This is a genomic window from Streptomyces sp. CA-210063, assembly GCF_024612015.1.
Classification (GTDB): Bacteria; Actinomycetota; Actinomycetes; order Streptomycetales; family Streptomycetaceae; genus Streptomyces.
Genome location: NZ_CP102512.1, coordinates 4,880,533 through 4,891,975, shown reverse-complemented (window position 1 = coordinate 4,891,975; position 11,443 = coordinate 4,880,533). Strand labels below are relative to the sequence as shown.

Below are 11,443 nucleotides of genomic sequence, written 5' to 3'. Positions count from 1 at the left end.
TCAGTGGGTCGGAGGTCAGTGCGTCGGCGGTGGGCCGGGGACGGGGCGGTGCGGGCTCAGCGGTGTGCGGAGAACGCGGTGCCGCGTTCGGCCGCGGCCTGGCGTGCGGCGTCGTAACTCGCCTGCCAGCGTGGTGAACCGGGGGTCCAGAGGATGACCTGCCAGTGCAGCTCCTCCGGTTCCTGGTCGGCGGAGAGCCCCTGCAGCCGCTTGGGCTGGAACCACCAGTCGGTCCACACCACCAGCTGCTGGCTCAGCGTGAGCGCCGAGGGCAGCGGCCGGCCCCAGACGAAGTAGACGGCGAACGGCGGTCCGAAGTAGAGGATCGACGTCCACATCGACATACCGAGGAAGGGCAGGAACGCGGAGAGGGTGAACAGCGCGATGAGCCAGACCAGGCCGAAGCCGAAGGCCGCGCCCAGCGCGGGCAGCAGCAGGCCGGGCAGCGGGATGTTGCCCCAGTTCCAGATCCGCTTGGGACGGTTGACCAGATCGGTGTGGTCGTACGCGACCAGCGGCTCCGGCGGTGCCTCCTGGGCCATCGCGGCTGACTCCCCTCGTTGCTAAGGCGGCTGATGAGACGTCAGTCGTCAGTTGCCCTGGCCGCCCTCGCCGCCGCCGATCTGGCTGCCGAGGTCGATGAGCACACCGGCGAGGCCGCTGGCGCCACCGATGATCAGGGCGGCGAGCGCGATCATGCCGAAGCCCTGGAAGGCCTCGCGCATGCCGTCGCCGCGCTTCATCGACAGCAGCATGCGGATGCCGAGGACGAGAAGGGCGATGACGGCGACCATCGTGCCCGCGTTGGTGAGGATGTCCTGGATCTCTCCGAACATCGAATCCAGGGTGGCTGCCAGGTACACGGGTGGTTCCTCTCGATCAGGGAGTGCGGAGCGTTGTGGAGTGGGGGGACGTGGTGCCGGTCAGGACTTGTCGGACTGCTTGTCCTTCGAGGGCTCAGGACTTGTCGGACTGCTTGTCCTTCGAGGACTGAGAGGACTGAGGAGACTTGGAGGTGGACGGGGAACCCGACGGCGGGACGGCGTCGTCCTCGTCGGGTGCGCTGTCCTCGTCGGACGCGGCGTCCTCACCGGGAACGGCGGTGTCCTCGTCGGTGTCGGCCCGGCCGCCCTCCGCGTCCAGCACGCCGCCGCGGACGTCCTTGATGAACCAGCCCTGGGCCGTGCTCACCACGGTCATCCGGTACGAGCGGGTCACGGCCCCGCCCGCCGCGTCGGTCCAGGCGACGACCACGCGGAGCTGTACGGCCTGCCCGTTGGCGTAGTTGAACGGGTCGGTCCCCTGGACGTTCGCCGGCACCAGTGCGACCACATCGCTGACGGTGGGCTTGGTGAGCCGGCCGGAGAGTCCGGTGGTCGCGGCGGGCGTGGCGTCGGACGTGGTGAAGCGGGCCATCGCCGTGGTGTCGGACGCGCCCCACGCCTCGAAGTAGCCCGGCAGCACCTGCTCCCGCAGCTGGTCGGCCAGCGTGTCGTCCACGACCTCGGAGTCCTGGTCGACGGGCGGCGCGTCCGCGAGGGGCGGCAGCGGCATCTGGCCGACGTCGCCCGCCACGCGCATGCCCTCGCCGGTGGCGAGGTCCTTCACATAGACCGGCACGGTGAGGGTGGTCACCTCGCCGTCCTGGCTGCGGACCTGGACCCCCAGGTAGCGGCCGTGGTCGCCGTACTCGGTGAGCGTCTCGGCGGTTCCGTCCCACGTGGCGGAGACGGCCGTACTCGTTCCCTTGCCGTCCCAGCCGCATTCGCCGTCGACGCCGGCGGAGGTGTATCGGGCGAGGTTGTCGCGGCGCGTGGACGCGGTCTCCGGGGAGTACGTCATGCACAGCAGCGCGTACTGCTCGGCGAAGGTCGCCGCCTGCCGGGTCGGGAACTCGGAGAGGCGGTACTTGGCCGCGTCGGCGGGGTCGAGCCCGGCGGTCGCGGGGGTCGACGACTTGCCGATCACCAGCCCCATCACACCGCAGGAGCCCAGCGCGAACACGCAGGTGGTGATCAGCAGGGTGGCGCGGAGGGCGACATGGGTACCGCGGCCGCCGGTCGCGATACGGCCGCCGGGCTTGGGGACGCCGAAGTCCCGGGCGGGGGCGGGCTTGGCGCCGGCCTTCGTGGGAGCACCGCCCGACGTGGTGGGCCGGGCTGCGGCGGGAGCGCCGCCCGATGTGGCGGGCTGGGCCGAGGCGGGAGCGCCGGCCGTGCCGACGGACTGGGTCCTGAGCGTGAGAGTGGCGTTGGCGGGGACGGGCGTCTGAGGCGCGGCCGTGGTGGCGGCCGGTGGCGCGGTCTGGGCGGCCGCCGCGGGGGCCGGTGCCGCGCCGCCCTTCTTGCGCTGCTCCTTCGCCGCCTTCTTCTGCTCGTACGCGGCCTTGCGGGCCGCCCGCTCCCGCTCGCGCTTCTCCTTCTTCGACTCGCTCGCGGGGCGGGTCTCGCGCGGCGGCAACGCCGGTACGGCGGCCTGGCCGGCCTGGGGGGTGTTGCGCACCCAGGCGGCGGCGACCTGTGCGCGGGCCGCGTCGGAGGGGAGCTGCTGCGGCTGGGGGTGGGAGGGCTGCGGGGCCGCCGGCTGGGGCTGGTGCGGGGCAGGGGGTTGCTGGCCCTGGCCCTGCGCGTGCCACGCCTGCTGATGCGGCTGTTGCGGCTGTTGGGGAGGACCGAAGGACCCGGGCTGCCCGGAAGGCTGGCCTCCGCCGACCGCGCCAGCAGGGCTGTTGTGGTCTGTCATCGAGTCGGTTACTCCAGCGAGTCGGTTCCCCGTCCGCCTGGGCGGGTCACGACCGCACCGCACGACGGGCCCTGGCCCAGCCAGGTGCGCAGGCAGTGTGACAAAGACCTGTCACCGGACCGCCGCCGCTTTCCTCGTCGGGAGACCGGGAATTCCCGCGCAGGCCGGGTTCGGGAAAGTCGTCGGGAAAAGTGTCAGGGACACGCCGGGAAAGCGGGCTCGCTGTCCTGACTCGCCCTGGGCCCACAATGCGCTGGGCACGTCTGCCGTACGCACGACGCTCCCGGCACCACCCCTGGACCCGACGGACCCGGCGAAGGACGAGAGTTGACCGACCACAACGGGCACCCGCAGCAACCGCCGCAGCCCGACCCGCGCACGTGGGGCGTTCCCCAGCAGACCGCGCCGGTCCAGCAGACCCCGCCGGTGCATGAGGCCCCGCCGGTCCAACAGGCGCCTGCCCCGGCTCCCGCCGCGGTACCAGCTCCCGCCGCGGTCCCGGCTCCGCAGGCCGCCCAAGCGCCCCCGGCGACCCAGGTCTTCCAGGCCGACCACGCCTGGATCGACGGCTACGAGCCCGGCAACCCCTGGCAGGCGCGGCTGTGCATGGAGACGCCGTACGGCACCTTCACCTATCCCCTCACCCCGCACACGATCCCCGAACTCCTCGAGCAGATGGTCCTGGTGGCTCAGGAACAACAGGGTCTGCCGGTCGGGTTCGACGCCGACGACGAGCCCGGGGCGCTCCCGGCCGACGGCGAGGACGCCGACGAGGAGCAGCACGGCCAGGCCGCCGGCCTCCACGGCGGTCGCGCCGCCCGGCTGACCGGCTGGGCCCTCGTCCACGACCTGTGGGAACGCGAGGACCCGACGGCGCGGATCGTGATGGGCGCGGTGGTGGTCGTGCTGTTGCTGCTCGGTATCGTCCTGACCTGATCGTTCCGACCGCCCGACCGAAGGGGTGCCCATGCTGACGGTGGCAGGAGTGGAGCGATGAGCGGTACCCAAGGCCCCGCCGAGGAGCCGGAGTTCTACTTCGCGGACGTCTTCGTCTTCGTCTCGGACTACCTCGCCCAGATGGTCCGCCGCCGTGTCAACGGCTCGTCGGCGACCTGGTGCCCCAAGTGGTGGGAGCACCCCGAGGCCGGCGCCCGCCTCTCCGCGCTCTGGCTGGCCTGGGAACACCTGCGCCAGGACCCGGCGCTCGGCATGTCGACGTGGTGGCTGCACCACGCCGACCCGCACCTCCGTGTGCTGATGGACGCCGACTCGGGGCCGTTCGCGGCCTGTTCCCCGAAGGACGGGCACACGGCTTACCCGTTCGATCCGCTGCCGGTGGACCCCCGGCCGGAGTGACGGCCATGGGAGCGCGGGAGACGGCGGCGCCGTGAACGCGAGCGGTGGCCTCCGGGCCGTCACGCCGGCCGGGGACGGGTGACGCCGCGCGTCCGCCGAGGTGGGTGCGTCCGCTCGATCCGGCGCCGGGATTTCCCGCTCTTTCCCGATGCCGTCCCACGCCGTTCCCGTCGGGAATTCCCCCGACTCCTCGCCCCACGCCTCGCCCTACCGTGTCCCGGTCACCCGTCGACCGCCGTACCGGCTCAGCACAAGGGAGGCGCGGGAGCGTGGAGTTGCCTGAGGAGAACAAGCGCACGGGGCTGTTGGCCCTGGGGGTGCTCGGCGTACTCCTGATCGCCGTACTCACCGTGTTCACCGTGTTCGACGGAGACGACGGGAGCGACGAGGGCGACAGCTCCGCGACGTCCACCGCCACCGCGGGTCAGGGCGGGGCGGGCTCGGGAGGGCAGGCGACCTCCGACCCGGACGCGGCGGACGACGACAAGAACGCGGCGACCGTGCCGATCGTCTCGGTCGCCGAAGCCGCCGAGGCCCACGAGATCATGACCCGGTACATGGCCGGCATCAACACGTACGACCACACGGCCAAGTCGGCGGCCTGGCAGGCCCCCCTCCTCGAACTCACGTTGAACGACGCGCGGATGAAGCAGCTGACCGTGCTGCCCACCGGAAAGGCGTGGGCGACCTGCGAGGCCGAACAGTGCTCCTCCAAGGGCACCGCGGTCGTCGAACGCGACGCGGTGATCTCGGACGATCTGGTGCGCGACAGCGGTCGTTCGATCTCCAGCCTGGTCGAGGTGAAGGCCACGCGCACCGAAGGCGGCGAGACCACCACTGAGTCCAACCAGTGGCTGGTCAGCGTCCAGGAGGTCAACGGCAAGTGGGTCGTCTCGGGATTCGACATCTTCGGCCTCGGTGACGTGGGCGCCTCCGACGACTCGGGGGTGTGACGCGCCATGGTTGCTCCGGCGGTACTGGCCGCCGCCGCCAAGGCGGCGAAGGTCGCCAAGGCGGCCAAGACGGCGGCCCAGGTCAAGAACGGCTCGGGCGGCGGCAAGAAGGACAACAACAACAAGAAGTGGCTGTGGATAGCCGCCGGTATCGGTTTCCTGCCCCTGGCCGGGATCGGCACCCTTGTCCTGGTCCTGCTGGGGTCGCTCCTCGGCGGTATGGGCGCGGGAGCCGCCGCGGCCGCCTGTGACGACTACGCCGACAACGTCGAGGCCGGCAACACCGACGACGCGGCGGCCACCAACCCGGTCATGCCGGCCGGGAAGATGTACATGCCGAGCGAGACCGCGCGCAACGAGATACCGCCGAAGATGATCCTGGCCTCGATGCGCGCCGCCGCCCGTTACGACGGCCTCGACTGGACGATGATCGCCGGGCAGATGTACCAGGAGACCAAGTACGGCCAAGACCCGTCGGCCGCGCCCGGCGGCGCCAACTCCCTCGGCTACATGGGCATCCTGCAGTTCGGCAAGCCGGCCTGGACGGACTACGGCGACGACGGCAACGGCGACGGCAAGAAGGACCTCTACAACATCGACGACGCGGCCTACGCCGCGGCCAACTTCCTGCACGCCAAGAAGGCGGAGACCCAGCCCTTCAAGGCGCTGCAGATCTACTCCGGCTCGACCGCCTCCAACACCATCTACCCGCGCGTGGTCCTCACCCAGTCCGCCCGCTACCGCGGTGTGCTCACCGGCGACAAGGACCTCATCAAGCGCTGGTACGCCCACCTGGCGGAGACGATCGAGAAGAACCCCGACTTCCCCACCCTGGGGAAGCAGTCGGACATCCCGGAGCCGGTCGGCAACGGCGCCCAGCCCAGCCGGGCCCTCAGCATCGCCGCGACCTCGGCCCGCTCGTGGTCGACACCGCCGCTGGACGACGAGGGCGACGACACCACCACGGCGATGTCCCTGGCGGCCAACTCCACCGACACGACGACCCGCGCCCTCCCCGTCGCCAAGAAGCCCGTCACCAGCGGCAAGGACTGGCAGTGGCCCATGAAGAAGGGCACCTACGTGATGGGCACGGAGTACCACAAGAGCGGCGGCATGTGGAGCCTCGGCTACCACACCGGCCTCGACCTGGTGGCTCGCAGCGGCACCCCGATCTACGCCCCGGCGGACGGCAAGGTCGTGGCCGCGGGCCCCGGCGGGGCGTACGGGAACATGACGAAGCTGCGGCACGCCGACGGCGTCATCACGCTCTACGCCCACCAGACCTCGTTCAATGTGTCCGCCGGTCAGTCCGTCAAGCGCGGCGACCAGATCGGCACGGTCGGCGCGTCCGGCAACGTGACCGGCCCCCACCTGCACTGGGAGGTCCTCGTCCCGGGTGTCGACAACCCGTTCGTCGGGGGCCAGGACCAGGGTCCCGGCATGGTCGACCCCGCGGGGTGGATGGCCGGCCGGGTCACCGCCAATCCCGACTACGGCACCGTTCCGGGCGACAACGGCAGCGAGGGCCGGAACGCGCAGTACGAGGAGTGTGCCGAGGACAACGGCGGCGCGGCCGTCGCCCCCGACGGCGCCGGCGCCTCCGGTGTCCTCCCCGACTCCGACGACCCGGTCATCCGGGCGGTCCTCGGCTGGGCGCAGCGCGGCATCGGTGTCCCGTACGTGTACGGCGCGCCGCGCCTCCAGGGCCAGAACCCGACCAGCTTCGACTGCTCCAGCTTCACGCAGTGGGCGTACTACATGGCCAGCGACAGGAAGATCGACATCGGCAGTACGACCCGCGTGCAGGAGCCCCGCCTCCGCAAGTACGAGGTGTCGCTGTCCGAGGCGCAGCCCGGCGACCTGATCTTCTTCCGGCCCGAGGGCGGCGGCTTCTCCGGCCACGTGGGCATCGTCTGGGACCCCAAGACCAAGAAGATCATCCACGCCCCGCGCCCCGGCAAGTCCGTCTCCTTCAGCACCTGGGACGTCCAGGACGAGATCACCGGCGTCTACCGCGTGCCGATCCCGGCAGGCACGAACGCGGTCGAGGGCGACGGCACGACCGGCACGGAGGACGCATGAGGCGGGCCTCGAACTCCTCTCCTTCAGCCATCGACCACCCGACGGAGCAAGCAAGTTGACGAAGGACCGGATGGCCCTGATCGCCGGGACGATCCTGTCCCTCGGTCTCCTCACCGCCTGCGGTGGGGACGGCGATCCCGAGGACACGGACGCGACCGGCCGGGCGACACCCAAGGCGTCCGCCTCCGCCGCCAAGCGGACGGGTCCCGCCTACGACGGCGCCGCGCTGCCGGGCCTGTCCAAAGAACCCGCGTGGAGTCTGAAGGGCGATGGCACTTCGGGCTGCGTCGCTGACCCCGCCGCATCCGCCGCGCGCCACGTCATCAACATCGACGTGCGGACCTGTGTCCTGGGCGACGCCGTCGTCCTGACCCAGGACATGACGGAGTACTCCCAGGCGGGAAGCGTGGCATCGGAGGAGTACCACTTCCGGGCCCGTCTCCACGACGCTGCCACCGGCAAGGTCCGCCGGACCGTCGACGTCACGGCCCCGGCCGACTGGCCGGGAGGGCGCGAGTTGAGCCTGGACCAGTTCATTCAGATCTCCCAGTGGGAGGACGGCTCCCCGGCTCTCCTGGTCGTGGAGGGCGACGTGGTCGCCCCCGACGGTTTGAAGAAGGAAACGGTCAGCACGACGTACACGATGTACGCCCCGTCCGGGGAGAAGCTGGGCAGTTCCACCCTCGAAGGCGAGGACGCCGACAACCTGACCGCTGAGGCCGGCCATCTGCTCACCGAAGAGGGGAACAAGAGCAGCACCTACACCCCTGTCGGCGGCGGCGCCACCGTCGAGGTCCGCAACCGGGGCGTCGACCAGGCGCCGCTCGGCGCCGGTTTCGGCTACCGCGTCGGTTCGACCTACTCCGCGGTCGACGGCAGCGGCAGCCGCCTGTCCGTCAGCGATCGCCTCACCGGCAAGGAGCTGTGGGACCTGGGCGACGTCGACCGACCCGCCGCCCTCGCCGATGTCGAGGAGGCCGGCGACCTGGAGGGCAGCCTGTACGCGCTGACCCAGGACAAGGGCCTGCTCGCCTGGACCTGCCGGACGACGACACGTACGACGTGGTCCTGACCGTGGTCGATCTCAGGACCGGGCGGCTGCTTGCCGAAGGGCCGAAGGCCGAGTACGGCGAGACGCTCAATGCGCGGGTGGCCTCCGTCCTGGCCTCGGACGGAGGCACCGTGGTCACCCAACTCGGCGGTGGCGCGGTCGCCTGGAACACCGAGACGGGCGCCGAACTGTGGCGCCAGGCGGCGGACGAGCAGAGCATCACGCCCCTGGCGCTGCCGACCGCGGACGTCCTCTACGCCTCCGCCGACGACCTGGGGCTGACGGCCCTGGACATGGGGACCAAGAAGGTCCTCGCTTCCCGCCTCGTCCCTGACATCACCTCCGAACTGACAGCGGACGGCGACGTCCTTCAGTTGACGACAGGCGGCTACGGCGTGCTGGCGAGCGGCTACGACCTCTTCGTATTCGCCCCCGAGACGAAGCAGTAGACGCGACGGACGTCGTGGCGAACCCGGCCCCGACCTTCCGGAGCCACGCAGAAAGGACCGCGGGTGACCGCAGAACAGCAGAAGAAGCCCCGCGCCGAGGACGACTGGACGATCGAGATCGTCATCGTGGTCGCGGTCGTGCTCCTGGGTGTGGTGGGGGCGTGGCTGGCCGCGAAGGTCGGCGCGCCGTTCGCGGACGCGCCGGCGCCGGCGTCGAATCCGCTGACGTTCCTCGTCGACATGGTGAAGGGCGACTACAGCTGGCCGGGGTCCCCCGCCAGCGCCGTCGCCGCCGGGGAGGCGGTACTGCTCGGCATCCTGGGAACCGCCGCGTACCGGGTGGTGCAGCGGTTCAAGAAGAAGCCGAAGGTGGACGGCGCGGCGCAGCACCTCGCGAAGGGTGAGGAGCTGGGCAAGCTGACGATGAAGGGCGCGGCGGCCACGGCCGAGCGCCTCGGGGTGAAGGCACGGACCCCGGGCGTCTTCATCGGACGGTCCGTCAAGGGCAGGCAGCCACTGTTCGGTTCGTACGAGGACATGCACGTCGACATCTGGGGCCCGCGCACCGGCAAGACGACCCGACGCGCTGTCCCCGCCATCCTCGACGGGCCCGGCGCCGTCCTCGTCACCTCCAACAAGCGGGACATCGTGGACTCCACCCGCGGCCCCCGCTCCGCGCGCGGACCCGTGTGGGTCTTCGACCCGCAGCAGGTCGCCGCCGAGACGCCGAGCTGGTGGTGGAACCCGCTGTCGTACGTCACCGACGTGGCCAAGGCACGGAAGATGGCCGACCACTTCGCCAGCGGGTCGCGTGACGCCAACGCCTCCACGGACGCCTTCTTCGACCCGGCCGGTCAGGACCTCCTCGCCAACCTGCTGCTCGCCGCCGCCAGCGGCAAGATGCCCATCACGCAGATCTACACCTGGCTGTCCAACCCCAAGGACGACACCCCGGAGCGGATCCTGCGCGGCGCCGGGCACACCATGGCCGCCGACGGCCTCAACGGTGTCCTCACCGCCCCTGACAAGCAGCGCAGCGGTATCTACGGTGTCGCCCAGCAGATGGCGTCCTGCCTGATCAACCCGGAGGTCAACCGCTGGGTGACGCCGCCCGCCGACCCGAACGCCCCCGAGTTCGACCCGCACGCGTTCGTCCGCACCGGCGGCACCCTCTACTCCCTCTCCCGGGAGGGCCGGGACTCCGCCGGGCCGCTCGTCACCGCGCTCACCGTCGCCGTCGTCGAGGCGGCCGAGGAGTACGCCACCACCCAGCGCGGCGGCCGCCTCGCGCTCCCCCTCGTCGGCGTCCTCGACGAGGCCGCGAACGTCTGCCGCTGGCGCACCCTGCCCGACCTGTACTCCCACTACGGCTCGCGCGGCATCATCCTCATGACCATCCTCCAGTCCTGGGCCCAGGGCATCGAGGTGTGGGGCGAGCGCGGCATGGAGAAGCTGTGGTCGGCCGCGAACATCCGGGTCTACGGCGGCGGCGTCTCCGACACCCGGTTCCTGGGCGACCTCAGCGAACTGGCGGGCGAGTACGACCAGCGCGAGTACCAGGCGAGCCGTGAGTCGGAGTTCGGCGGCTGGAGCGGCAACCGCACGGTCAGTGAGTCCGTCAGCCGCCAACGCGTCCTCGGCGTCTCCGACCTCGGCGCCATGCCCCCGGGCCGCGCCCTCGTACTCGCCTCCGGCACCAAGCCGGTCCTCGTCGAGACCGTCCCGTGGTGGGAGGGCCCGTACGCCCGCGAGGTCCAGGAGTCACTGCGGAAGTACGACCCCGGGGCGCGCTGAACGGTGTTCGCGAAGGCACCTGGCCCGAGCCGGGGGCAGAGAGCAGAGAGCAGAGAGCAGAGAGCAGAGAGCAGAGAGCAGAGACAAGAGAGCAGCCACATGCGAAGCGGAAGGAGGCCATGAGTGGGTGAGGCCGTGGGCATCCTGATCGGTGGGGCGGCGGCGTTGGCCGTCCCCAACCGGCCCGACCTCATCAGGGACCCGGTCATCACCTGGCTCCAGCGCGCCCGTACGGCGCTGGGGCTGCTGGCCACCGTATGGCTGGTGATGGCCTACCCGCTGCGGAAGGGACGCCAGGAGTTCGTCCTGGACAAGCTGGAGAACCTGGCGGTGGGGTGCGCCATCCTGCTGGGCGCCGGGGCCCTCGGGATCACGCTCTTCATCCTCGCGGCGCGCTCACCGCTGGGGGGTGTGTACCTACGACGTCTCGTCGGGCCGTTGACCGTGATCGGGGTCATCGCCCTCGGGGTCGGGCTGTGCTGGCTCATGGTTCTCGCGCTGCGCGGCGAGATCATCTCCGACGCCGACATCGGTCGTTTCGATCTCACGTTCGGGCTCTTCGGTGAGACGGCCGGCGTGGCGATCACCGGCCTGGCCATGTTGGCGCTGCTGGTCGTGGGAGCCATCGCCTGCGTCCTCGTCCTGCTCATCTCCGTCTTCACCACGCTGCTGGTCACGTTCATGGCGCTGAACTCCTGCTTCCGCACCGCCGACGTCCACGAACTGCTTCCCGCCCTCCTCTCTCCCCTGCTGGTCTGGTCACTCTTCGCCCTCAGCTTCTCCGACACCCCCGATGTGGCGGCCCCGCCCGCAGTGATCTACTCCTTCCTCCTCGGCGGCCCGCTGACGGTGACGGCCTTGTCCGTGTGGGAGCTACGGCGCCTGCGCGTGCGGCACGGCGTGACCCTGCGGACGGCACTGGGCCGGTGACCCTGCGGACGGCCCTGGGCCGCTGAACCGTCCAGCGCCGGAACACGTCTCACCAGGGGAAACGCGTACGTCGCTGTCGGGGAGGC

At 71.1% G+C, this 11,443-nt stretch carries 11 protein-coding genes; 8 read left to right on the top strand and 3 right to left on the bottom strand.

Annotation, left to right across the window (positions count from 1 at the left end):
• Positions 1-56: 56 nt before the first annotated feature.
• The 3 genes from JIX56_RS21175 to JIX56_RS21165 all read right to left on the bottom strand — a co-directional run bounded on the left by JIX56_RS21175 (position 57) and on the right by JIX56_RS21165 (position 2,742).
• Entirely contained in the window at positions 57-542 is a 486-nt protein-coding gene (locus JIX56_RS21175) for a hypothetical protein (protein WP_257542779.1), read from the bottom strand.
• Positions 543-590: 48 nt separating this feature from the next.
• Positions 591-863 (bottom strand): TrbC/VirB2 family protein, encoded by a 273-nt coding sequence (locus JIX56_RS21170; RefSeq protein WP_033524502.1) that lies wholly within the window; start codon positions 861-863, stop codon positions 591-593.
• 94 nt (positions 864-957) lie between these two features.
• The gene (locus JIX56_RS21165; RefSeq protein WP_257542778.1) at positions 958-2,742 is read right to left on the bottom strand and encodes a conjugal transfer protein; all 1,785 of its coding nucleotides are present in this window, start codon (positions 2,740-2,742) and stop codon (positions 958-960) included.
• A gap of 327 nt (positions 2,743-3,069) precedes the next feature.
• Here JIX56_RS21165 and JIX56_RS21160 point away from each other — a divergent pair, with 327 nt between their 5' ends.
• The 8 genes from JIX56_RS21160 (at position 3,070) to JIX56_RS21125 (ending at position 11,357) form a co-directional block, all read left to right on the top strand.
• Complete coding sequence (locus JIX56_RS21160) at positions 3,070-3,678, top strand: hypothetical protein (protein ID WP_257542777.1); 609 nt, start codon at positions 3,070-3,072, stop codon at positions 3,676-3,678.
• Between the two features lie 57 nt (positions 3,679-3,735).
• Positions 3,736-4,098 carry a DUF4913 domain-containing protein gene (locus JIX56_RS21155; protein WP_257542776.1) on the top strand — a complete coding sequence of 121 codons (363 nt, stop codon included), beginning with the start codon at positions 3,736-3,738 and terminating at the stop codon, positions 4,096-4,098.
• Positions 4,099-4,367: 269 nt separating this feature from the next.
• Positions 4,368-5,051 (top strand): hypothetical protein, encoded by a 684-nt coding sequence (locus JIX56_RS21150; protein WP_257542775.1) that lies wholly within the window; start codon positions 4,368-4,370, stop codon positions 5,049-5,051.
• 6 nt (positions 5,052-5,057) lie between these two features.
• Complete coding sequence (locus tag JIX56_RS21145; RefSeq protein WP_257542774.1) at positions 5,058-7,133, top strand: peptidoglycan DD-metalloendopeptidase family protein; 2,076 nt, start codon at positions 5,058-5,060, stop codon at positions 7,131-7,133.
• A 55-nt stretch (positions 7,134-7,188) separates the two neighbouring features.
• Positions 7,189-8,205 carry a hypothetical protein gene (locus JIX56_RS21140; RefSeq protein ID WP_257542773.1) on the top strand — a complete coding sequence of 339 codons (1,017 nt, stop codon included), beginning with the start codon at positions 7,189-7,191 and terminating at the stop codon, positions 8,203-8,205.
• Entirely contained in the window at positions 8,196-8,633 is a 438-nt protein-coding gene (locus JIX56_RS21135; protein ID WP_257542772.1) for a PQQ-like beta-propeller repeat protein, read from the top strand. Before JIX56_RS21140 ends, JIX56_RS21135 begins: the two co-directional genes overlap by 10 nt.
• 63 nt (positions 8,634-8,696) lie before the next feature.
• Positions 8,697-10,427, top strand: a complete 1,731-nt coding sequence (locus JIX56_RS21130; protein ID WP_257542771.1) for a type IV secretory system conjugative DNA transfer family protein — start codon at positions 8,697-8,699, stop codon at positions 10,425-10,427.
• Between the two features lie 123 nt (positions 10,428-10,550).
• Positions 10,551-11,357 carry a hypothetical protein gene (locus JIX56_RS21125; protein ID WP_257542770.1) on the top strand — a complete coding sequence of 269 codons (807 nt, stop codon included), beginning with the start codon at positions 10,551-10,553 and terminating at the stop codon, positions 11,355-11,357.
• The last annotated feature ends 86 nt before the right edge of the window (positions 11,358-11,443 follow it).